The organism is Gammaproteobacteria bacterium (assembly GCA_029881255.1).
Classification (GTDB): domain Bacteria; phylum Pseudomonadota; class Gammaproteobacteria; order S012-40; family S012-40; genus JAOUMY01.
The window spans coordinates 114661-139427 of sequence record JAOUMY010000005.1; the positions used below are offsets into that span (position 1 = coordinate 114661).

Genomic DNA, 24767 nt, shown 5'->3' on the forward strand with positions numbered 1-24767 from the left:
TGACGGCTAGCGAACAGCGGGAACAAGCATAAAACTACATACTCGGGATGTAAAGATTGTGTTGGAATTTAACGACGCTTGATGATGTTCTGCGCTTCGCTGACATAGAACTAAAGTAGTAATTGCTTTCGTGGATAATCTCTCAGCAATTGGGTAAGGAATACACGCCTGAGTATTCCATATATTTCCCACTTAATCCTCAATCGTAATGTGAAACCGCAGTAATCTTCCTGTGAAATTTTTCCGATTCATTGCCATCTATTAAAAAATGGAAATTATCGGCTACTTGATGACGCCTTTTTTTTCGCAAACCTGACTTCATGTGTCACTACATGTAAACAAATATCTCCCACCATTAATATGTAGAAAACTCAACCGTAAACAAGAGTGTGTCTAAGCAGTTCATACATCTTGAAATAGCATAGAAAACACTATTTTTTTGTATGTACTCGTTCTTGTGATTAACACTCATTCATGGCCATTAGAGATGTGAATTACGTTGGCAATTGAGGATAAGTACAACGTCACCAAACCTATCAGTCGATCTGACAAATCTTCGCAAGAGGGTGAGTCGCGATTCAGCTATGCAACTCGCCCTAAAAGTATTGGCTACTTTCAGAATCTGGATTTCAAAAGACGTATACGAATTTCCTCGTTTCTTACACATCTTCTTGCCATAGTGAGCGTTGCGTGGGCGCTGATCGCCTACTCGCTTGACTACACGACTTTAGCCGCAAACACCACTGTCGCTGCGGGTGGTTTCATACTGGCAAGCGTATTACATAGAAAAAACCGGCACACTTCGGCCCGTCTCATATGGTTGACGACAACAAACATCGCCGTCTTCTTTGGAATACAACTCTCAGGGTTTGATTCGTACACCGGTCAGAACACAATAATTACCGCCGCCATTCCATTCATACTTTTTTCCTGGCAACACGAGAGAATCTTCGTCATCTATAGTTCAATACTGTCGGTGTTAGTATGGGGACTGAGTTGGTATGTCGGTGATCACTTTCTTGGAATAAACCTGGAGCTGGACGCCGCAACTGTGCAGTATTCTGGCGTAGCTACCATGCTTACCATATTTGCCGCGATGATTGCCATACTCATTCATTTCTCGCAACTTTCTGCTCGTTATGAAAAAGATTTGCTTTTGGCAAAGGAACAGGCAGAAACGGCGAATCTTGCAAAATCTGCCTTTCTCGCCAATATGAGCCACGAAATACGCACCCCAATGAATGCCGTAATCGGCATGTCTTATCTGGCGCTACAATCAGCAGAAAATCCAAAGCAAAAGAACTACGTTGAAAAAATTCATAGCTCCGCAGAAAATCTGCTCGGGATCATTAACGATATCCTGGATTTCTCCAAAATTGAGGCCGGAAAGCTCGACATGGAAAATCTGTCTTTTCATCTCGATGATGTGATGAACAATCTTGCCTCACTTGTGGGACTCAACGCTGAGAAGAAAAATATTGAATTGATGTACAAAATCAATCCCCAGGTACCACGACAGTTGATCGGCGACCCTTTGCGTCTGGGACAAATACTGACCAATTTGGGAAACAATGCGGTTAAATTCACTCCCGAAGGGGGAGATGTCATATTTAGCATCAATGTAGAAGAATGCCAAGGCGAGCAGATATGTTTACACTTTTCGGTGCGCGATACTGGTATTGGTATTGAACCGGAACAGTTGGAAAGACTTTTCATGTCGTTTAGTCAGGCGGACAACTCCACTTCGCGAAAATATGGGGGAACAGGTCTAGGCCTGGCGATTACAAAAAAACTAACTCAGATGATGCGCGGTGACGTCTGGGCCGAGAGCACGCCCGGTGAAGGTAGTACGTTTCACGCACGCCTGCGATTTAAAGTCAGCGATAAACAAGTCAATCTGCGCGATGTAGCCACGCGCTTTGGTGCATTACCTGTTCTGGTCGTCGATGACAACCACCTGGCGCGTGAGCTATTAGTAGAGATATTGGAAAGCTTTGGATTGAAAGCAGATACCGCGACAAATGGTGAAGACGCGATAAAACGCATTCGACAAACACACAGCACACAACCGTATGATCTGGTATTTATGGATTGGCGCATGCCTGGTCTCGATGGCATAGAGACCATACGCCAAATTCAAGACGATGAAACGCTGGAAGTCTTACCTAAGTTTGTGATGCTAACGGCCCAGTCACTTGCGGACAAGGAGTTTGCACAGCAACAAGTCGAACTCGCTGCCTATCTCACCAAACCGATTACATCGTCCACTGTTTTGGACGCTATCGAAGAAACACTCGGCCAGGGCATGGTGTTACGCAGCCGCGCCCGCGTGCTAAAACACGATGTTGAAAGCGCCATTACAAAGTTGCAGGGCAGCAAAATTTTGCTTGTGGAGGATAACCATATCAACCAGGAATTGGCCACTGAGATACTTACCGAGAAAGGCATATCTGTCGTCTTAGCAAATAACGGCGCTGAGGCCTTGGATGCACTGGAAAACGATAGCTTTGATGGAATACTCATGGATTGCCAAATGCCTGTAATGGATGGCTATGTCACGACACGCGAAATACGTAAAAAATCCAATTGCAGCGACCTACCCATTATTGCCATGACGGCTAACGTGATGTCTGGTGATAAGGAAAAGGCTATCGAATCGGGCATGAATGACCATATTGGAAAGCCGATAAACGTTAGTGAAATGTTTCGCACGCTCGCCAGGTGGATCAAACCCAAACAGCCCGTAGCAGCGGCCACAAATACAGAAACGCAAGATGAATCCGTTAAGCTAAAATTGCCAGGACTCGACACCGAAACTGCGTTGGGCCGACTCAACCATCGCATGCGTCTCTATCTAAAACTGTTGACCGGTTTTCGCGATAGCTACATAGACTTCGAACAGAAATTTTTTGCCGCAAAACAACAAGGAAATTTTGAGGAGGCCAGCCGGCTTGCGCATTCACTCAAGGGACTATCCGGCACCATCGGCGCTGATACCCTGTCCACCGCCGCGAGAGAGCTGGAATTGGCGTGTAAAGAACATGCACCCGACTTGGATTCCTATACGGATAAAGTAATAAGAGCGCTTAACCTTGTACTCGGTGGTTTACAGTCTCTCGAGCGTCCGAGCTAGTACGCATAATAAGTAGGCGTAGTCAAAAATACATATACTCCAGGAAAGTATTGATTCAATTGTCCGAAAAAAAACACCGGGCCGTTTTCAAGCCCGGTGTCTACTATTTCCAATACCTCACACTATCACTACTATTGCAAAGGCAGATAAATCTCCGTACGTAAATTCTCGGGTTTGGTTTTCCGCGGATCGCGATTCAAATATATTTCGAATAGTGGCTGGTCACGCACCTGTTCCCCACTATTGGGCAGCCAGTCGGCAAAGATGCTGTTATAGACTTTATCAAGTTGATCATAACTACCCTTGTGTAAAAATCTTGCATAGCGCCCGCCAGCGAGTGTTTGTTTGCCCACTTCCCCTTTTTCCTGCACATTCCCTTCATAGGTAATACAGGCGTCATAGCGCAGTTGGTCGGCGGCGGTGATGTCCGGGCTGTCGTAACTTACTCCTATCATCTTTGTATCGGGTTTCATTAGTTTATTGGGATAGGCAAACGACATCATGCCGCCCCACGCGGCTTCTGCTGCCTTGGAATATTCTCCTGTCTTGCGCACATAAAGAACTTCAATTGGTTCGATGTTTAGAATTTCTGCGTTCATCTTGATCAACTCCAGCGTTGTATCGTCTGGAAGGTACTCGCTAACAATGGCATGGTGTTGTCGAAAGCTGGTCGGTGACATATTAAATCGCTGCTTAAAGGCTTTATTAAATGCCGCCGGTGTTTCATAACCCGCATCGAGTGCAATGCGAGTTATATCATCCTGACTTACCACTAATTGTAGCGCCGCTTTTTCCAGACGAAGTCTGCGTACATAGGCGCTAAGCGACTCTCCAGTGTGTGCGCGAAAAAGCCGGTGAAAATGAAACGGTGACATACACGCAATCTCGGCAACTTTGGCTAGCAATAAAGGCTGATCCAGATGCTTTTGTATATACTGTCTGACCTTATTCAGCCGTTCAGCATATTGATCTTTGGTAGCACTACGTTCCATGACTTTCTCCGACTGTTTGCTGCGAACACGGCATTAGAATGCCTGATCAGAACAGCTGACGCTTTTCCGTGCTTGCTATTTTAGAGCGTTGTATCGTGTCGACCTTACTCACCTTCAATAAAGCGCTTGTCTTGCTGCATACTCTCATGCAGGTGAGTCATCAAGGCACGCACCCTCGCGGTTTGACGCAGGTCTGCATGGGTGAGTATCCACAGCACACTTTTGAATTTATCGATGTCAGGAATGCTAATGCGTTTTAGTGAAGATTCCTGCTCACCAATGAGAAAGGGCAAGGCCGTTACACCCATGCCGGCGACAGCGGCCCTGGCGACCACCAGAATATTGTCAGAAACCAGTTTCATACGAGGGAGTGTTTTGTCCTTCCAGATCGTATTGCGCAACGGCTGTATGTAGTGTCGGCAAAGCACATATTCATATTCGTTTAGATCCAGTGTTCCTACTTGATCCAGATAGCTATGACTGGCATACAAACCCATTTTAAAATCACAAATTTTCTTGGCGATACAATTTTGCGGCGGCGCATCCGTCATGCGTAGCGCCAGGTCGGCTTCCCCGCGTGACATCTCGAAATCCACTGGCGAGACTAATAATTCGATATTTATCTCAGGGTGTTTACGATAGAAGCTTTCCAGGTGCGGCAGCAGCAGGTAGTAACTGACACCTTCGGGCGCGGTCAAACGGATGTTTCCCTGCAGGCGCGTATCTTTGCCCTGGAGCTCGCGCCGCAACTCCAGTATTTCCTCCTCGATATTACCGGCCATGCGCTGCACCAGCTCCCCAGCCTCTGTCATCTCGTAGCCGATTGGGGTTCGGTTGAAAAAGCGGGTCGCGAACCGTTCTTCTATATTATTGATTTGTCTAAAAACAGTACTGTGACTACTGCCCAGCGCCCGGGCCGCGCCCGCCAGACTCCCTTCGCGGCAGATCGCTAACACTATCCGAAGATCATTCCAGTCCATATTTGTCGCATCTGTCATGAGCCACCCAGCCTGTCTATTTTTGCAAATGGATTTTCCGTATTTAGCTAATTCAAATTCAATAACGAACAACCTAAGATAACACCGACTGAGGCAAATACAAACAGACAAGGAGAACACAGCGATGGGCGGAATGTTGAGCAATAAGACACCCTGGGATCTGGTCGCGCCGGGCTATGCGGAAATCACCATGAAGCTATTCCACGCGTACACGCTGGCGGCACTGGAATTCGTCGGTATAGACAAACGACATGACATTGTTGATATCGCTTGTGGACCAGGAACCTTGGCATTGGCGGCATCACCTTTGGCCAATACAATTCATGCGCTGGATTTTTCTGCGCCGATGCTCGACATCTTGGATCGAACAATAGAAGAACAAGGGATAAACAACATCATGACTCATTACGGCGACGGACAACAACTTCCGTATGGCGACGATTCTTTCGATGCAGCCTTTTCCATGTTCGGCCTGATGTTCTTCCCCGATCGCGCCAAGGGCTACGCCGAAGTTCTGCGCGTGCTCAAACCCGGTTCAAAAGCGGTTATTTCCAGTTGGGCACCGCTGTCACATTCTCCCGCAATGCACGCAGTGTTCGGTGCACTACGCGCAATAAAACCCGATATGCCTGAACCACAGGAAGAAGTGGAGTCACTCGAGAATCCGGATTTCTTTGGTGATGAAATGCGACGTGCTGGATTTAAAAACGTTGATGTAAAACCGGTTGTAGGTGAAGTGAAAATCAACTCACTTGAAACATATTGGGACGACATGGTTAAAGGCAGCGCGCCATTAGTGATGCTAAAACAAAGTATGACCGACGAACAATGGCAAGCAAGTACACAAATTGCGCTGACCTATTTGCGTGAAACCGTAGCTTCAAAATCGAGTTTGACTGCTAAGGCATGGCTGGCAGTGGGCACGAAGTAAAATGATATTCGGGGCCTGTTCGCAGAGCGGGCCCCGAATGATCAAGGAACCTTTTGCTCCATAAACTTCACCAACCAGTTTTCGAGAAATTCGTAGTAGTCGCAACCCAGATCAAGTGTAGCGAGTTGGAAGTGTGCTGCACGTTGAAAGACCTGTGGGATAGCATTTCGATCCACTGCTGCCTTTTGTTGTTCAAGTTCCATCCGCATAGAACGAACGTCTTTGAGATATGATTGCAAAACCTCTTTCCATTTGTCGTCAGAATCGGCAAAGAAAAACAATCTTAACAATAGTTCATCTTTTATTTTTCCGATACCCAAGGGACTTTCTAGCCATTCCCTATAGACTTTCCTACCTTGCGGCGTAATAGAAAACGTTTTTTTGGCACGTTTACTTTCGATGTCCTCTTCACATTCAACCAAGCCAGCTGCCAACAGCTTTTGACAGGCAGGATGTATCGATCCAATACTGGTGTTGTAGAACATGGAGGTAGACTTGTCCATGTTCTTTTTTAGCTCATACACACTCATAGGCTGCAGTGAAAGCATCCCGAGTATTATCTTATCCTGCATAGGTTCGCTCTTTAGTAGATACGCAAGTCCACGCTATCGAGCTGCAGGCTAGATAGCGACGTCTTTTTCTTGAGGTGTTGATCGAAAAAACCCAGTAGCAATTTTTCGATATTGTTTGCCATCAACGCATTGTCTATCTTACCTAACATCGGTGAAAAACGTAACGGAGTAACCAAATTCAAGTCGGTAAAGTTATAATGGGCGCTTTGTTTAAACACCGCCTCGCAGCTGTTGTTTGTCTTTAACAAGGGTTTATTAATAAATCCTGTGTCAAGTATCTCGTCTGCAAACTTCACGTTGTCTGCGTAGACATAGCAAACCGGCACATCAAATTGCCGATAAGGTATTATCGCCAGGTTTAGTTGTGGTGCGTCCATTCCAAATGCGGCCTTCACTCCAAAATCACCCATTGCCAGTACCCCAGACATAATCGAACCAAAAGAGTGACCAAATGCGCCGATGTTGTCCAAGTCCAGATGCCCCGCAATAGGTGTGGCAAGTGTCCCGTTTTGAATTTTTTTCAATGTCGAGAACAGTAACACGTTATTGGCATACACAGACTCGAAAACAGCTGTCATTGGTTCGAATACCGGGTTCTTGGCGAGCACTGCCATAGACTCACTAAAGCTCGTGAAGTCTTTGGCTGCTTTCGCGCTCTCGATATCTTTTACCAACGCAGGCGCGAGTTCTTTCGCACCATTTTTTTGTTTTTCCAGGGCGAGATAGGCCGGACTATTTTTGTCCGCGACTATCACTTCCCCATTCGTACGCACGACGACCATCGAAACACCCGGATTCGCCACAGACAACACGATGTAACCATGGCTGGCGAGTTGTTCAAAATGCGTGACGTTTTGTCTCGCGAACGACATAAGGCCGTGGTTGAAGATCAACACCGGAAACTTACCGGCCGCAATCTCTACGTCAAAACTGGAGCGACTTACATCCTCGCCTCCCATGAGAAATCGCGGCATATCGATAGAATCGGCAAAGGCACTATTACTGTGCTCATCGCTGGACAGCAACTTGTTCTCCGTCTCCTGCTCACTGGGGTACCAGGCCCTGACCTGTAGCCAACGGCTACTATCTGAAATCTCAAATGTCGTGCTTCCCGCTTTCCAGGGGCCACTAAGTGGCGGTGGCGGAATGTGATCTGAGCAAGCCGACAGCAGCCAGATGAAAGCAAAAATCACTAGACTATTGTTTTTCATATACTTTACCTTTGAGCCAAAACGATTTGTATCGTTACGATATATCGTATAGATATATTTGTCTAGCCCCTGGTTTGGCCCGCGAGATTCACATCACATTGCGGATTGAACTAGAAATGACCAGCCCCGAAAGGAGTTCCTTAGACTTGAATCAGTAGTATTCACGTTTCATACTGGCAAGTGTTGAATCTACAGGATAAAATTCCGACTCGTGTTCACCGTCTAACAATTAGAAAAATGAAAAACTTCCTTTATTCGTGTTTCCTCTTCTTTTGTTGCGTTTCCCAAGCCTTTGCGGAGAGTGTGTCCACGCCACGCCAAAACAGCGTTTCCGTCGCTGCCTATCCCTTGGCAATGGTGTATCAGGATGAACTTATACTACCTATTGAGACTACATTGACACATCGAAGTGGTCACGGCATTAGGGCTTTTTATAGTTTTGCGGGCGAGAACGCTACTGCCCCTCAACACTGGTTTGGGCTCGGATATCGTTTCACGTTTCCAAAATATCTTGATACTGCCTGGTTTCACGGCTTAAACATACATTCCTTTCGACAATTGATAGACGATCAAGAAACACGAGGTTATGCGTTGACGTATGAACTCGGACGTGAGCGATCCGTTAAACATTTCTATTCTTCTTTTTCATTTGAACTAGGCGCGTCGTATCTTGAAGGAAAAACTTATTTAATGATGTACACCTTTTTTGGCGGTCTGGGTTTTCAGCTGTGATGAAATCTGAGTATATAAACTTATTGCTTGTTTGCACCGCGATCATATGTTGCAGTGCTTGTGCAAGCAATGGCTTGTCAAAGTATCCGTCAAATGAAGATGCGTTTCTTCTCGAACCCAAAGAACTGATGGATCAATTCCCAGACATCGAACGCTATCATTTAGAGACAAACGGCATACCCTTGGTTGATGAACAAACCTATCCTAGCCTGGTTAAAGATTGGGGCGAACCAGACAAAATACGAAAAATAAAAGGTGAAATTGTACTGGATTCAACGAAAGCACTTGCTGCGGCCTCGCTCCCGCTTATCCCCCTGTCTCCAGATCCACTTTCAATAGCTGCATTTGCTGGTTTTATCGGTTTGGAAGCAGGACTAATCTATTTGGCTAGTCCAAACATCCATCGCTCAAGTTGGCAAAAAGGCAATTATCGTATCGATACTAGAATTGGTATGTTTGGCGAAGATCAACAATTTGTTTTTTGGGAATGGTTTCATAGAGACAAGGAGTGCGATTGTTACAAGCCCATATTGTCACAGAGGGCTCCCACCGCCATGTTTATTGATTTTCACTTGGGTTCTAGTATTGAACAGTCTGTTATAAACGGCGTGTTTGAAAAATCGGCGCCGAAGTTTAGCTCCGCAATTTTTCCGGGTGTCAACCTTAGAGTCACTTACCCCTTAAAAGTCGACATCTCAATTGGTTTGCACGCGACACGAACCGCGTATTTTTCAACAGTGCAACAATCCCAATATTTCTTTTCTCAAGCGTCTATAAAACTGGGAATGCACAAACCCATTGCACTAAATGAAAGGCTAAGACTGGGTGCAGGTACGACTATTCCGATTTCCTCTTACCTATCCACGCCGGATAATCCCTCTACCCGTTTCACCGACAAATTCCCAGGTCTTTTTCTTCGATTAGACTATATGATGAATCGGAGTTCTCAACTTGGATACGTCGTAACATATGATCACCTCGAAACGCATAAAATCGACGACGTAAAACTTAACCAATTTGCCTTGTTTACCAGTCTTAGATTCTATTTTTGATAATTTTCTATTGAAGTATTCATGCTCTATTTCTTCCCATACAAAATCTTTTCAAAGTAATACTACGCAAGCCAGAACTAAATATTCAACGCCGTCTTAATAAACTCTCTGCGCTCGGATCGACTGGCATAAATGGCATAAGCCGATCGCTTAATAACAGGCGCGCCCTCGACACGAAAAAGTTTGCCTTGCTCTATGGCCTCCTCCACCATGGGTTCGGCGAGATAGGCAGCGCCTCCGCAATCCAACAAATACGCCAACGCAATACGCCCTAGAGGTAAGCGCGTCGCCGGCGGGTTGATATCGGGAAACAAGCGTCCGTGATCGATTGCAAACGACACTCCCCAATCAACCAGCACATAGTTGTAATTAAACACGTCATTAATATTGACAGACGCATCGGTACACACCAAAACAAGGGGAATCTGCGCGATTCGTTCCGATACCAGTTTAGGGTTGTGGCTACCCTCAAAAGAGAAACCCACATCAATGGTTCCTTCGAGCAGGCGTCGATGGATAACCTCCGCGTCACAAACTTCGCCATAAATGGAGACCGCCGGCATTTCCTTGTGCAAATGATGTATCCAATCCTGTAGCAGGATATCCCAGAGGCTAGGCGTTCCGGCGATGGCCAGAGAATCTCCCCGCTCAACGCCGGCAGCAACGCCCTGCCTTGCCCTATTCCAGGCGGCTAAAATGTCCTCCGCGTGATGAAGTAGGCGATGTCCCGCAGGGGTCAACTGGATGTTATTGCGTTCTCGCACAAACAGTGGCGCGCCCACCTGATCCTCTAGCGCCTGGATACGGGAACTAACGGCTGATTGGCTTAAGAAGAGATTCTTCGCTGCAGCCCCGAAATGGCGTGTGCGGCTGATTTCCAGAAAAGTTCTAAGTTGTTCAGTATCCAGGACTTTTCTCCTCGTGATCGGTTAAAAACTGTCGTCTTTTATAGACAGTATAATAATCGAATATTTCGATCGTAACTACCTGTTTTTTGCGCTTTACTCGAACGTATTTTTTTCCGTTAATAGCCATAAGCAGATGGCATTAAGACCATGCTGTTCTTTTTTAGATGACCAAATTGAGGAAAAAAGATATGAAACTTGTTGTTAAAACTTTACTCGCTGCCATGGCAGCACTGATGTTAACTTCTGCCTCTGTAGTATTCGCCAACGAAGACCAGGCCGCTGCCCAGGAAGCTTGTGCAGCAGAAGCCGAAAGCATGTCATTCGAAAGCGCCGAAGACCGTCAGGACTTCATGGCAGATTGCATGAGTGCTAACGGTGGCGTAGCCAACACCGAAGAAGCTGGTTCAAACGAAGCTACTGCTGCTAATTAATCGACTTAATTGAAAACCATTTTGACAGGTACGTTGTATGAATACTCTCGATTATGATTTTAACGCCGACGATGAAATCGATGACTTTGATTGTGATTCACCTAGTTGGGAATTTAAGCCAACTAGAGAAAAGATTTCTAGAAAAAGGCATCCCCAAGACGATCAGACCTACTACGACGATTGGGCAAATAGCGAGAGTTAAGATTTTCCTCAAGACGCACAACTGTTAGTGCCGTCGGGGCGCTCACTGTCTGGTGATGCGCCCTTTTTCATTTTTTCTCTATCGAGTCGGATCAGGTCTGTGCAGCTTCATGTCACTATTCTGCACAAAACTCTCCACCGTTAAATGGTCCATGATGCGATCTATTTTCTGATGCAATAGCATGAGTTCGAGATCAGACTTCAGTGCGACTTCGTAACTGGCCTGTGTTTTAAGCCGGTCTTTTTGCGCCTGGCGATTCTGAGACATCATGATGATCGGTGCCTGCAAGGCAGCCAAACTGGATAGCGCCAGATTAAGCAGAATATAGGGATAAGGATCGAAGGCCTCGTGAGTGGCGAGCATAACGGAGTTGATAATCATCCACGCCGCCATCACAAGGATAAAGCTAAATATAAACGTCCAGGAACCACCAAACGTCGCTACCTTGTCGGCTAAACGCTGACCTAGCGTCTGTTCCTCAACAAATCGTTGGTTAATATTCTCCGCCACCGGCTCTGAATTGGCGATACTGGCAATGACCTTCTTCTCAGTCTTGGACAGTTCATCGTATTTCATGCCCAGCAAGGCCCTGGCCAGATTCTCGAAATATCTCAACATGGCGAACTCCTGTCATATATGATTGGCCTAATTCTAGCCCGAAAAATGTAGTGCGCCTATATTGAAAGCAAATACTCGCCTTCGCGATCAAAGTAGAATCCGTCACTACGGCCATCAGGTAGCGTTTAGCGCTTATCTACCATCATTCTACCGTTCAAAGCCTTATTTTCCGTATCGGAAAAAAGTATTGTTACAAGGCCCAGGTTCGCCGAACTTACAGCGCAATATTTTCTCATGTGCTAGGATTCCTACAGCGCTGATTTCAGAATCAGGCTGAAAGCTCGTTAGCCGCCAGCTCGTTTTCAGGTATATAAAAGTGACTTTTGAAAACCTACACGAATTATTCACTCAGTTTTCCACCGATGTTATAACTTGGGCAACGCGACCTGACGTATACGAGCAAGCTGGCTTGGCGTTGTTCGCTTTCGTGATCGCCTATACGATATCTGCCTTTATACGATTTCGCGTTCCACTATTCAGAAACAAGCCGGCAGAAGGATATTTTTTCACCTTGCGTCACGTGGTGTACCAGAGCCGTGATTTATTGTTCCCGCTGATATTAGTTATTTCCTTATTCATCGCGACTGAAATCAGCGACGTTATGATCAAACACAGTTGGCTGGTGCGCATTGGTGAAGGAATCGCGATTATTTTGCTGATTTTTTCGCTGATATCACGCGCGGTCAACAACCTGTTTATACAGGTTTTGCTTAAGTACGTTGCCATACCAGTGGCCATTCTTCAGATATTTGGCTGGCTGGACAATGTCGTCGCTTATCTTGAATCGCTATATATTGAAATCGGCAATATTAAAATTACCGCTTATGGCATTGTGCGGGTATTCATTTTCGGTGCGATACTCTTTTGGCTTGGTCGTTTATCTAATCAGTTCGGCCAGCGAGTCATACGTCAACAAGAGAAACTCGACCCGGGCACCCGCGAAGTGTTCTCCAAGCTCTACCAGGTTGCTCTGTTTGTCGCGATATTCATATTGTTACTCCAGATTATGGGTATCAATATTACTGCCTTAGCGGTGTTCGGCGGCGCGCTCGGTGTCGGGCTAGGTTTTGGCCTGCAATCAATCGCGTCCAATTTTATATCCGGTGTCATCCTGTTGTTAGATCGTTCCCTGGCCGTTGGCGACTATATTGAATTGGCAGACGGACGCAAAGGCACCATACGCGAACTCAATATGCGCTCTACCCTGCTGGAAACCTATGATGGCAAGGACATCATGGTGCCGAATGAACAATTTATTACGACGAGTTTCACCAACTGGACGCACAAAAACGCTAAGCAGCGCTATTCAATAGAACTGCAAGTTGCCTACGACACCGATTTGCACAAACTTTTTCAAATATTGAAGGATGTCGTGTCATCGCACCCGAAAGTTATCAGCGGTGACGATGTGCCAATTGAAGAACGCCCCGATGCAGAGATTGCAAAATTTGGCGAATCGGGTATCAACATACTGATTGAGTTCTGGATGCAAGGTATAGACGATGGCGAAAATCGTGTTGGCGGCGATTTGTTATTCATGATTTGGGAAGCACTAAAAGCCAACCACATCCAAATCCCCTTCCCTCAACGTGAAGTGCGAATAGTCACGGTGGGAGAGAATTCAACAGCGTAAGCTTGAGAGCGAGAAAACTATGCGCAGATTCTTCTGTGATTGCGGTCAGGAAATTTTCCTGGAAAATCGTCACTGTACGCAATGCAATAATAGCCTGGGCTATGAACCTTTTTCGGGTCAACTGTTAACCTTGTCCAACAGGGGAAAAAACTGGCACATTGCACGTTCCGGATTTATCGTAAAACCCTGTCACAACGGTATACAACATGGCGTGTGCAATGCCTTGATCGACGTAAACGATCCGAATGAGTTGTGTCTGACCTGCCGCCTTAATCGTACCATTCCGGATCTCAGTAAAGAGGGTAATCTGCGACGTTGGGGGAAACTGGAAGAAGCCAAGCGTCGTCTGGTTTATGGCCTGCTAAAATTCGGTCTACCACTGAATGCGCCTGTTGCTGGTTTTCCGCGCGGTCTGTGTTTTGATTTTTTGCAGGACAGGCGCACTGATCCTGACGCCACGCTTGAATATGTATCTACCGGACATTTCAACGGCGTCATTACCATTAATGTACTTGAGGCCGATGAGGTACAACGTGTATGGCAAAAAGAACAGAGTCATGAACGCTATCGCACCTTGCTCGGTCATCTAAGACACGAAGCCGGGCACTACTACTATGAACTTCTGGTGACGGAAACGACGAGTTTTCAACGCCTGTTCGGCGATCCAGGTATTCCCTATGCGGATGCATTGAAACGTTTCTACGAGCAAGGTCCGCTTGATGGCTGGGAACAGAACCACATTAGTGCCTATGCCAGCGCCCATCCATTGGAAGACTGGGCGGAGTGTTTTGCGCATTACCTGCACATGACCGACACTATCGAAACTGCATCATCACGCGGCGCTATTGCTCCACTCAATGGCAACGAATGTTTCGAAGATTTGTTGAATATATGGGATGGTCTTGCGGTGACACTGAATGAGTTGAATCGCAGCCTCGGACTCGCCGATGCCTATCCTTTTGTCATTACGCCTGGAATTGCAGACAAACTGCATTTTATCAATGATTCGATCATCACACTCGGTCAGAACTTCAGTCAACCGGCCTGAAACGTAAATCGAGCGTACAAGGAAAATTGGGATTGGCTCGCTCTTCTCTCACGGATAACGTACCTGTGGTATGACCATGACTCCAAAAGCGTGAGATACGACGCGCTTCCGCTTCGTACGCATTCACAGGCAAGGTTTCGTAATTACGTCCGCTGGGATGCGCCACATGATAGGTACAACCGCCTATGCTCTTCCGATTGGCCAGATCCACAATATCAAATCGCAATGGCGCATCGGTAGGCAAACGCGGGTGTAATCCGAATACCGGTTGCCAGGCCTTAAAACGTACGCCGCCAACATACTCCCCAGTAACATCGGTCGATTGCAAAGGTACTCGTCTACCATTGCAACACAAAGCGTAGCGCTCGGGATTAAAATTTCGCAGACTGAGCTGCACGCGTTCCACCGATGAGTCCACGAATCGCGCCGTGCCTTGCGAAGTAACCTCTTCGCCGAGCACATTCCAGGGCTCGATCGCCCCGCGCAATTCAAAATGCATGGTTTGTACGTGTATCTCGCCGAAGTGGGGAAAGCGAAATTCGAAAAACGGTTCAAACCACTCAGCGTCGAAGGAATAACCCGCCTGCGCCAGATCGTCTAACACCTGCCGGAAATCCTGTTTTACATAAAACGGCAGCATAAACCTGTCGTGCAGTGCAGTACCCCAACGCGCTGGTCGTCCGTGATAGGGATTGCGCCAGAAGGTGGCAATCAAGGCACGCAGCAATAACATCTGCACAACGCTCATGCGCCAATGCGGCGGCATTTCAAAGCCGCGAAACTCTAACAAACCCTGTCGACCAGCAGGCCCGGCCGGGTTGTAAAGTTTATCGATACAAAATTCGGCACGATGCGTATTGCCGGTTATGTCTACCAATAGATTGCGAAACAGGCGGTCCACCAACCACGGCTCGGTACTTTCTCCAGGCACCACCTGCTGCAAGGCAATTTCCAATTCATACAAAGCATCGTTGCGCGCTTCATCGATACGCGGTGCCTGAGAAGTCGGCCCAATAAACAGACCAGAAAACAAATATGACAAAGCAGGATGATGTTGCCAGTACAAAATCAGGCTGGCGAGTAAATCGGGACGACGCAGGAAAGGACTATCTGACGCCCGCTGTGCGCCGAACGTAACATGGTTGCCACCACCGGTGCCAATGTGACGCCCGTCCAGCATAAACTTTTCACTACCCAGCCGAGTCTGTCGCGCTTCCTCGTAAAGTGTTTCGGTATTGCTTACCAGATCACGCCAGTCACGACTCGGATGTATATTTACTTCAATGACGCCGGGGTCCGGCGTTACTGCCAACTTACGTATACGCGCGTCCGCCGGTGGCTCGTAACCTTCTATGTCTATCGCCAGTTCACACTCTTTGGCTGTCGCCTCAATTGCTGCGATCAACTCAATCCAGTTTTCGAGATGGCTTACTGGCGGTAAAAATACCCATAGTCGACCGTCACGTGGCTGGACACACAAGGCGGTGCGGGGAATGTCTTCATTGTCCTCTGTTGGAGACTGTTCAGATATGGGCTGCGTCGACGCAACTGTCGTGTCGAATAAACTATAACGCCTGGCAATCTCACTGGCAGACACCAGCGGGTTTCGTTCCTCGAAAGTATCACGTGGGGGTTGCTCATGTTTGCGCGCCTTGTCCAAAGCAATGGAATCCAGTGGCAAGCGAAATCCCATCGGCGAATCCCCTGGCAACAATACCAGGCGTTCACGACGGAAAGTCCAGGGCGCGCTATGCCAGCGCTCCTTCGCCGCCACCCACTGCAAAGGCAAAACATACCCGCTTATTTCATCAAGCCCATCGCTGAGAACTTTGGCCAAACGTCGCCGTTCCATCGGGTCTTTCAGATTGGCCTTGCGTGGATCCACATCAACGGGCAGGCTGGATTCGCTACGCAAATAATGCACAACGTCTTCATATGCAGCGGTAATTCCGCGTTCGTTTACCGCAAGTTTTCGCGCCAGGGTTTGGATGAAACGCCTGGCATCACCTATATTGAATCGCGGCGATTCCACCGGCGAGAGTAACTCAGGAGCGTGCCACAAGGGTTCATCATCGCTGCGAAAAAAACAACTATAGGCCCAACGGGGCAAAGGTTCGCCCGGATACCACTTACCCTGACCATGATGTAACAGACCACCAGAAGCAAAACGCCGCGACAATCTCTGCAACAAGGAGCGGGCCAGTTTCTCTTTGGCCTCTCCGAGTGCGGCGGTGTTCCACTGCGCGCTATCCATATCGTCGATAGACACAAATGTCGGTTCGCCACCCTGGGTCAAACGAATATCGTCTGCCTGGATGTCTTCATCCACTTTGTCACCCAAGGCAAGCACGGCCTGCCATTGTTCTTCGCTATAGGGTTTGGTTACCCGCGCATCTTCGTGTATGCGCTCCACGCTGTTTTCAAAACTGAATGTGGTTTCGCAGGGCTCTACCAGACCACTTACTGGGGCCGCGGCGGCAGGTTCGGGCGTACAACTTAGCGGTATATGTCCTTCACCAGCAAACAGTCCGGAAGTAGGGTCCAGACCTATCCAGCCCGCGCCGGGCACAAACACCTCGACCCAGGCATGTAAATCGGTAAAGTCTTTATCAGTTCCCGAAGGACCATCCAGGGATTTAACGTCGGCGACCAGTTGCACCAGATAACCGGAAACGAATCTTGCGGCAAGACCCAGATGCCTCAATATCTGCACCAGCAACCAGGCGCTGTCACGACAGGAACCGGTGAGTTTGGTTAATGTTTCTTCGCAACTCTGTACGCCGGTTTCCATGCGTACGATATAGCCAATTTCCTGTTGTAGGCGCCGATTAAGTTCGACCAGAAAATTCACCACCGCCGTCTTTTCGCGTTTAACACCCCTCACCCATTCGCGCAGGCGCGAGCCATCTTCGCGTATCTTGAGATAAGGCTGCAGCTGTTGCAGCAAATCCTCATCGTATTCAAACGGCCAGGTTTCGGCATATTCCTCGACAAAAAAGTCGAACGGATTGATTACCGTCAACTCGGCGATCAACTCCACATCAACGGAAAAATGACTGACTTTTTCGGGAAATACAAAACGGGCAACGAAATTACCAAAGGGGTCTTGTTGCCAGTTTACAAAGTGCTTTTTAGGGGTGACGTTCAGGCTATACGCAAGAACTGGCGTCCGGCAATGGGCGGCAGGACGCAAGCGAACCAAATGGGGTGACAATTGAACCGGGCGATCGTATTGATAAGAAGTCCGGTGCCTGACTGCTACCCTGATCGACATAACAGTCTCCTCACCAACTGGCGATTATTTTTTTTCCGGCACTATAGGAAGCACATTGTTTCTGGTACGTACGCGTTTTTCCCATTCAAAACGTGGCAATACATCAAAGGCATGCATTAGCGCCTCATTCCAGGTGGTTCGAATGTCCCGTAGATATTGATCGTCTTCTTCGAGTCGAACGTAATGGTCGGCTTCAAAGGTGTCTTTTTCATAAACCAACACTTCGATTGGCGCGCCTACCGTGGCATTGGATTTCACTGTTGAATCCATGGAAACAATCGCACAACGGGCGGCGTCTTCCAGTGTGGTCCCACGATTCAGAATTCGATCCAGAATTGGTTTGCCATACTTGCTTTCGCCGATTTGCAGAAATGGAGTTTCGTCTGAGTCGGAAATGAAATTTCCCGCGGAGTACATGAGATAAATTGCTGGCGGCCCACCTTTAATCTGTCCACCTAAAATCAATGTCGCCGAGGTATCCACGCCGGCAATAGTATGTTCCGCCGCACGCGCCTGCTCTTCACGGCTGACCTGACTAAAGTATCTGGCCGCGCTAATCATTTTGTCACAGGTACGCAAACTGTTGCCGCTGCTGGCGTCTTCCATTTCCTGCTCGATGCGCGCGATAATCGCTTGAGTGGTGGCAAGATTTCCTGCCGTCAGTACGACAAACAAACGATCTGGCCCAGGGGTGAATACGTGCATTTTGCTATGAGAGAACAACATGTCCGCCCCGGCATTGGTGCGGGAATCAGAACAAAATACCAGGCCGTCGTTAGTTGAAATCGCTACACAATATGTCATTGCCAAACCACTTCTATTATAAGAATTGAAAAACTGATTCTAGCTGAGTCCAGAACAGATAAACAGCAATATTATGCTCAAAAAATATTCCAGCTCGTTTCCATTGTCATCGCCGTTTGAACCCGAATGCTGACCCCAGTTCTCAACAAACGAGTCATGACTTTACAAATTGAGTAGAGCGGAATGCCTTGATCGCGTAACTCTCAGAAAGCATTCATTTTGATGAACATACTGGTTTTTTCAAACTCTCTATTTAGGCAAACCCTGCGTTTTGACCCAGTATAAAAACAGGACAATTTCTCGTCCGTGTGTTAGTGTGTCATACAACGTAAGCGTTCATCTCAACAGCAACGGTTTGGACTATGGGCATACGCTGGAAAGATTATAAGGCCGAAGGGTTTTATGATGAATTGATCCACTCATCAGGTCGGGCCCGAAAAAGCGCGGCGCCTATTTGTCGTTATCTCGCAAAACTTAGCGATGAAGAACTTAGTGAAAGACGCGCCGCTGCCGATCTGGCGATCAAGTCCATGGGCATCAGCTTTACCGTGTATTCCGATGAAGAAGGCTCGATTGACCGAGCCTGGCCACTAGACATCGTTCCGCGAATTATCGAGAAGCAGGAATGGGATGTCATACAGGCAGGCCTGATACAGCGAGTTAAAGCACTCAATCTTTTCATCCAAGATATCTATCACGAACAGTCTGTAATCAAAGACGGCATCCTGCCGGCAGAGTTACTCGAAGATTCAAAAAACTTCCGTCCTCAATGCGTAGGTATCACTCCACCACTTGGTATCTGGGCGCATATTTGTGGCTCAGATCTGGTTCGCGATGCCGACGGAAAAGTCTATGTACTGGAAGACAATTTGCGCGTCCCCTCCGGCGTGTCGTATATGCTGGAAAACCGTCATGTCATGAAACGTGTATTCCCGGAGATGTTTGAAAATTATCATATCCAACCGGTAAACGAATACCCATCACAACTCTATGAAACGCTGGCCGCGCTATCCCCACGAAAATCGACAACGCCTGAAATCGTGGTTTTAACCCCAGGAATTTATAACTCTGCCTATTTTGAGCATTCCTATCTTGCGCAGCAAATGGGTGCCGAATTAGTCGAAGGCATGGACCTTATCGTTGGCGATGATGATTGCGTGTATATGAAAACCGTAGACGGTCTGACACGGGTTGATGTCATTTATCGTCGCATAGACGATGAGTTTCTCGACCCTGAAGTCTTTAATCCCAAGTCTATGCTCGGCGTACCAGGACTGATGCGCGCCTGGAAAAAAGGCAATGTCGCCCTGGCTAATGCACCGGGAGCAGGAGTTGCCGACGACAAAGTAATATACGCCTTTGTACCCAAAATGATTGAGTATTACCTAAATGAAAAAGCACTCATTCCCAATGTTCCAACCTATGTGTGTTATTACGAAGATGACCGCGAATTCGTGCTGAACAATATCAGCGATCTGGTTGTAAAACCTGCGAATGAATCCGGCGGCTATGGCATGTTAATCGGTCCGCATGCCAGCAAAGCAGAGCGTGAGCGATTTATAAAACTCATACGCAACGACCCACGCAACTATGTTGCGCAACCCATGTTGAAGCTGTCGACTACGCCAACCTTAATCGACAAACACATGGAGGCGCGTCATCTTGACTTGCGCCCATTTATTCTTTCTGGGAAAGAAACTTATGTGACGACGGGAGGCTTGACCAGAGTCGCCTTACGCAAAGGTTCAACTGTTGTAAATTCATCACAAGGTGGCGGTAGTAAAGACACCTGGATAGTAGACCTGGAGGCCTAGTAATGCTGTCCCGTGTAGCCGAACGTATTTACTGGATGGCACGCTATCTTGAACGCGCAGAAAACACCGCCCGTCTGGTTAATGTCAATTCTCACCTGTTACTTGATCTACCAAGAATAGTCACCGTTGGTTGGTCACCCCTGGTAGACATCAGCGGCAACCGTAGCCAGTTTGACGAACTTTATGACGAGCCTACGGAACGCGCAGTGGTCAAATTTTTAATCGCCGATCAACGCAATCAGGGCTCACTGGTAAATTCCATACGTTATGCGAGAGAAAACACACGCACCATCCGCGACATCATGCCGAATGATGTCTGGGAGGCAATCAATAATTTGCATGACTTATGTAAACAGGAATTGCCAAATGGCTTGTCGCGAAAAAATCGCTTTGCGTTTCTGCAACAAATTATCGCACAGACTCAACAGATAACCGGTCTGCTTGCGGGAACGATGCTCCACAATATTGGCTACAGTTTTTTGAAGCTGGGGCGCAATCTGGAACGGGCCGACATGACCACACGCATCATCGACGTGCGTACGGAAAGCATCGTGACAACCGAGACCGAGGATCTGGTTCCTTTTGAACAAATCCAGTGGGTCAGCGTATTACACTCCATGTCCGCCTATCAGAGTTTCCGTCAGGAAGTCCAGGGTATTATTCGACGCGATAATGTATTACGTTTTCTTACCCAAAACCGTCGCTTCCCGCGCTCCTTCGCGCACTGTATCCAGGAAGTGCGTAGTTGTTTTTCAAACATGCCTAGAAGCCAACAGCTAATTACCCTCGCTGATAGCATTCTTGCGAACGTAGAAAGACTCAAGTTCGAGAGTCTGGCGGTGGATAAACTGTATTTATTGATCGACGAGCTACAAATAGAATTGGCGCAGTTGCATCAGGCCATAACCTCAAGTTATTTTTCCCTCGAGCGTAATGCACAAAAGCCTGCGCAGCAAAAACAGGTCATGACGACCTAGATCTCCGGCCTTATCTGTCATCGACATCGATGATGACATCTTCTCCCGATTTCTCGCGGATACGCTGTAGCATTTCCTGTTGCGCCAGTGACTCTTCTGCCGAGGTACTTCCGCCCACCCATTTATCCATCACCTTGGCGGCAATTAAATCGCCGCTGACATTAATCGCAGTGCGACTCATATCGAGAATTCTGTCGACACCGATAATCAGTGCAACGCCGGTTGCAGGGATACCGACCGTCGTTAATACCATAGATAAAATAACGATGCCCACTCCAGGTGTAGCTGGTGAACCGATTGATGCACCTACGGCGATAATGACTACCAGCAACATCGACATCACATCTAACTGCACGCCAAACGCTTGCGCCAGAAACACCGTGGCCACGCCCTGGTAAAGCGCCGTACCGTTCATATTGATGGTGGCGCCGAGTGGAATAACAAACTGCGAAATCGAAGGCCTTACACCCAGGTTTTCTTCGGCGGTTTTTATGGATAATGGCATTACTGCCGCAGAACTGGATGTGGAAAACGCCAGCAGCATAACCTCGCGTACCGCCGCCAGATATTTAAACGGGTTCATGCGTATGAAAGCGGCAACAATGATTAAATAAATAAGCAACATCAACAACAGACCGAGTAATACTGTCGCCACGTAAACAGCCATGCCCAAAAGCGCATCCAAGCCAACTTTCATCGTCAACTGCGCCAACAGACCAAACACCGCGAACGGCGCGAGTCGCATCGACCAGCGAACTACGGTCATACACACTTCTTGTAAAGAACCGAGCAGATCAAGCATGGGACGAGAATTTTTTGGCGACATACTGATCAACGCTACGCCGATGATCATCGAAAAAATCACGATCTGTAGCATCTGCGATTCAACCATGGAGCTAAGCGGATTCTGCGGTAATAAGGTGACAAATGCGCGCGGTAAATCCGCAATCCCCGGTGGGGTCATAGTCGTCGACGCAGGCGCCGTCGCGACTGCCGAAACCGTGCTTTTCACCAACTCGGCACTAATCGACAAACCGGGTTTAATTAGCATCGCGATTGCGATCCCTATCGTAGTCGCAATCGCCGTGGTTACGATGAAAAACAGAAATACGCGCAGCCCGATTTTCTTTAATTGCTCAAGGTTTTCACTCGCAGCCAGTCCGCGAATGATAGAGGCAAATATCAAGGGAATGACGATCATTTGCACCAGCGCCAGGAACAGCTGACCAGGCAACGCCAACCAGTTACCTGCGACATGGGCAATAGACGGTGGAACCAGGCCGACCGATGGCCCCATGGTAATTCCGGTGGCTATGCCTAACACCATCGCAATCATGACCTTTAGCCACAAACGCTTGCTAACCAGATCTGCCAGTTTGTCACTGAGATAACGCAGCGACTGAGGATTAATGAGCTCCAAAGGTGAGGCTGAAAGCTTTACGATCTTCATATTTCCCGCTCGTCGGAATGTTTCACACGTCTACGCTGGATTGAGGAATGCATTATGTAAACTGGCTTTATTATAGCCATATAAAGTTATCGAGATATACGTTCACTGGCGACACGCCGATGTTTTCTTCTGCATCTTTTAAGTAAAAAACCTATATTTCTTTTCCCAAATGGCTATGTAAGGTAATACAATCGCGCATAGTTGCGCCATAATCCTATGAGAGGACTCTGTGTTTAGAATAAGAAAGATCTTCGACACCGTCTCGCCCAGCAATCAAGAGGCGATACGACAGGTGTTGGCTATCATGAAGGCGCAGTTTCCCAAAACCCGTCCGGTTGACATAGAGAAAATGCCGGTTCAACTGACCGATCCGGTAAAGTTTAAATACCGTTCCATTTTACTTGTGGCGGAAGATGGCGTTGGTAAAGTCAAAGGCTTTGCCATGTTATTACATCTGGTAGATGTGGAAATTCTCTATCTGGAACTCATCTCCGCCGCGCCGACTGGCACAGGAGGAGGAATAGGTGGCGCATTATACGAACGGGTAAGAGAAGAAGCGTTGTCTTTGAATACCTATGGTATTTTTTTCGAGAGTAGCGTCGATGATGAAACATTGATTAGCGACCAGACAGAGCTGAAACAAAACATTGCCCGCCTGAGATTTTACGAACGCTACGGCGCCAGACCTATCATTAATAACTGCTATGCCTCTCCGGTTAAACCGGGCGATACGGATCTCTATTATCTCGTCTATGATGACCTTGGCCAGGGTGTCGTACTGAAGCGCTCCATCACTAGAAAGATCGTTCGCGCCATTCTTGAACGAAAATATGGCGACGTGATTCCGAAACAACAAATTGAAGAAGTGGTGCAATCTTTCAATGACGAACCCACTGAGTTGCGCCCACTAAAATATGCCAAAACCAAAAAGACACAACGACAGCAAATTCATACGCGTGGCATTGCCCTGATTGTCAACGATGGCCATGATATCCATCACGTCAAAGATCGTGGCTATGTGGAAGCGCCGGTGCGTATCTCTGCGATTTTGCACCAGATTGAAAAGACAGGTTTGTTTAAGCGCGTTTTGCCCCGACGTATGCCGGAAAAACATATCAAGCAAGTACACGATAAAAAATACGTCGATTATCTCCACAAGGCCTGTGCCTCGCTTCCATTTTCCAAGTCGATATATCCGATTATCTTTCCCATCCGTAATTTAACCCGACCACCAAAGGATATCGAATTACAGGTTGGTTACTATTGCATGGACACATTTACGCCGCTTAATCGCAATGCCTATCTTGCCGCGCGCGGCGCGGTCGATTGCGCACTGACCGGCGCGCAGGAAATTCTGGGGGGTTATGCGATCGCCTATGCCCTGGTAAGACCACCGGGACACCATGCGGAGCGACGCGCCTTTGGTGGCTTTTGTTATTTCAACTCCGCCGCTGTTGCTGCCCACTATCTTAGTGAGTACGGCAAGATTGCCGTACTCGATGTTGATTTTCATCATGGCAACGGTACGCAGAACATCTTTTATAAACGCGCCGATGTACTAACCGTTTCCATACACGGTGACCCGCATTTTGCCTATCCACATTTTTCCGGTTTCGCAGACGAAAAAGGTGAAGACGAGGGATTGGGGTTCAATGCCAATTTCCCCTTGCCGGAAAAGACCTCAGCAGAGCGTTATCGTCAGGCACTGAAAGACGCGCTCAAACTGATACAAAAATTTGATCCGGTTTATGTAGTGTTAAGTCTTGGGCTAGACACAGCGAAAGACGATCCGACCGGAACCTGGCGTTTGCAGACCAAGGATTTTTTTGAAAACGGCCGCATGATTGGTGAACTGCGCAAGCCTATATTAGTAGTACAGGAAGGCGGTTACCGGACGCGTACCCTGGGCGCAAATGCAAAACATTTCTTCACCGGTCTTTGGGAAGGTTTTAGTAAGAAAAAACCAGCAACGAGTCACTGAATTCAG

Annotated in this window: 19 protein-coding genes; 10 read left to right on the forward strand and 9 right to left on the reverse strand. The window is 47.6% G+C overall.

The features are described 5' to 3' along the window. Positions 1–499: 499 nt before the first annotated feature. Positions 500–3133 carry a response regulator gene (locus OEZ43_11595; GenBank protein ID MDH5546228.1) on the forward strand — a complete coding sequence of 878 codons (2634 nt, stop codon included), beginning with the start codon at positions 500–502 and terminating at the stop codon, positions 3131–3133. Between the two features lie 131 nt (positions 3134–3264). On the opposite strand, the gene OEZ43_11600 is transcribed toward OEZ43_11595, so the two are convergent. Together OEZ43_11600 and OEZ43_11605 are read right to left on the reverse strand one after the other, a co-directional pair. Further along, positions 3265–4125, reverse strand: coding sequence for an AraC family transcriptional regulator (locus OEZ43_11600; GenBank protein ID MDH5546229.1), 861 nt, complete (start codon positions 4123–4125; stop codon positions 3265–3267). A 104-nt stretch (positions 4126–4229) separates the two neighbouring features. Then, a complete protein-coding gene (locus tag OEZ43_11605; protein ID MDH5546230.1) occupies positions 4230–5123 on the reverse strand; it encodes a LysR family transcriptional regulator in 894 nt (297 codons plus the stop codon). Between the two features lie 124 nt (positions 5124–5247). On the opposite strand from OEZ43_11605, the gene OEZ43_11610 reads away from it, so the two are divergent. Next, a complete protein-coding gene (locus OEZ43_11610; protein ID MDH5546231.1) occupies positions 5248–6054 on the forward strand; it encodes a methyltransferase domain-containing protein in 807 nt (268 codons plus the stop codon). 41 nt (positions 6055–6095) lie between these two features. Here OEZ43_11610 and OEZ43_11615 read toward each other — a convergent pair whose 3' ends face one another. Beyond that, positions 6096–6626 (reverse strand): PadR family transcriptional regulator, encoded by a 531-nt coding sequence (locus tag OEZ43_11615; protein MDH5546232.1) that lies wholly within the window; start codon positions 6624–6626, stop codon positions 6096–6098. Positions 6627–6637: 11 nt separating this feature from the next. Beyond that, complete coding sequence (locus OEZ43_11620) at positions 6638–7837, reverse strand: hypothetical protein (GenBank protein MDH5546233.1); 1200 nt, start codon at positions 7835–7837, stop codon at positions 6638–6640. A 303-nt stretch (positions 7838–8140) separates the two neighbouring features. On the opposite strand from OEZ43_11620, the gene OEZ43_11625 reads away from it, so the two are divergent. Together OEZ43_11625 and OEZ43_11630 are read left to right on the forward strand one after the other, a co-directional pair. Next, positions 8141–8569 carry a hypothetical protein gene (locus OEZ43_11625; GenBank protein ID MDH5546234.1) on the forward strand — a complete coding sequence of 143 codons (429 nt, stop codon included), beginning with the start codon at positions 8141–8143 and terminating at the stop codon, positions 8567–8569. A gap of 74 nt (positions 8570–8643) precedes the next feature. Further along, a complete protein-coding gene (locus tag OEZ43_11630) occupies positions 8644–9621 on the forward strand; it encodes a hypothetical protein (GenBank protein MDH5546235.1) in 978 nt (325 codons plus the stop codon). Positions 9622–9698: 77 nt separating this feature from the next. Here OEZ43_11630 and OEZ43_11635 read toward each other — a convergent pair whose 3' ends face one another. Continuing rightward, entirely contained in the window at positions 9699–10529 is an 831-nt protein-coding gene (locus tag OEZ43_11635) for a LysR family transcriptional regulator (protein MDH5546236.1), read from the reverse strand. Between the two features lie 188 nt (positions 10530–10717). Between OEZ43_11635 and OEZ43_11640 the strand changes: the two genes are divergently transcribed. Then, positions 10718–10960, forward strand: a complete 243-nt coding sequence (locus tag OEZ43_11640; protein ID MDH5546237.1) for a hypothetical protein — start codon at positions 10718–10720, stop codon at positions 10958–10960. Between the two features lie 280 nt (positions 10961–11240). On the opposite strand, the gene OEZ43_11645 is transcribed toward OEZ43_11640, so the two are convergent. Next, complete coding sequence (locus OEZ43_11645; protein ID MDH5546238.1) at positions 11241–11780, reverse strand: DUF1003 domain-containing protein; 540 nt, start codon at positions 11778–11780, stop codon at positions 11241–11243. A gap of 316 nt (positions 11781–12096) precedes the next feature. Here OEZ43_11645 and OEZ43_11650 point away from each other — a divergent pair, with 316 nt between their 5' ends. After that, the gene (locus OEZ43_11650; GenBank protein MDH5546239.1) at positions 12097–13413 is read left to right on the forward strand and encodes a mechanosensitive ion channel; all 1317 of its coding nucleotides are present in this window, start codon (positions 12097–12099) and stop codon (positions 13411–13413) included. A gap of 19 nt (positions 13414–13432) precedes the next feature. Continuing rightward, positions 13433–14461, forward strand: coding sequence for a putative zinc-binding peptidase (locus OEZ43_11655; GenBank protein MDH5546240.1), 1029 nt, complete (start codon positions 13433–13435; stop codon positions 14459–14461). Here OEZ43_11655 and OEZ43_11660 read toward each other — a convergent pair. Beyond that, on the reverse strand, positions 14445–17735 hold the full coding sequence (locus tag OEZ43_11660; GenBank protein MDH5546241.1) for a transglutaminase family protein: 3291 nt from the start codon (positions 17733–17735) through the stop codon (positions 14445–14447). The genes OEZ43_11655 and OEZ43_11660 overlap by 17 nt on opposite strands. Positions 17736–17759: 24 nt before the next feature. Further along, positions 17760–18539 carry a peptidase gene (locus OEZ43_11665; GenBank protein MDH5546242.1) on the reverse strand — a complete coding sequence of 260 codons (780 nt, stop codon included), beginning with the start codon at positions 18537–18539 and terminating at the stop codon, positions 17760–17762. 362 nt (positions 18540–18901) lie between these two features. On the opposite strand from OEZ43_11665, the gene OEZ43_11670 reads away from it, so the two are divergent. After that, the gene (locus OEZ43_11670; GenBank protein ID MDH5546243.1) at positions 18902–20353 is read left to right on the forward strand and encodes a circularly permuted type 2 ATP-grasp protein; all 1452 of its coding nucleotides are present in this window, start codon (positions 18902–18904) and stop codon (positions 20351–20353) included. A 2-nt stretch (positions 20354–20355) separates the two neighbouring features. Then, positions 20356–21330, forward strand: coding sequence for an alpha-E domain-containing protein (locus OEZ43_11675; GenBank protein MDH5546244.1), 975 nt, complete (start codon positions 20356–20358; stop codon positions 21328–21330). Positions 21331–21340: 10 nt separating this feature from the next. Here the strand turns inward: OEZ43_11675 and OEZ43_11680 are convergent, their stop codons facing one another. Continuing rightward, the gene (locus OEZ43_11680; GenBank protein ID MDH5546245.1) at positions 21341–22780 is read right to left on the reverse strand and encodes a dicarboxylate/amino acid:cation symporter; all 1440 of its coding nucleotides are present in this window, start codon (positions 22778–22780) and stop codon (positions 21341–21343) included. Between the two features lie 229 nt (positions 22781–23009). On the opposite strand from OEZ43_11680, the gene OEZ43_11685 reads away from it, so the two are divergent. After that, positions 23010–24761 carry a histone deacetylase family protein gene (locus OEZ43_11685; GenBank protein MDH5546246.1) on the forward strand — a complete coding sequence of 584 codons (1752 nt, stop codon included), beginning with the start codon at positions 23010–23012 and terminating at the stop codon, positions 24759–24761. Positions 24762–24767: the final 6 nt, after the last annotated feature.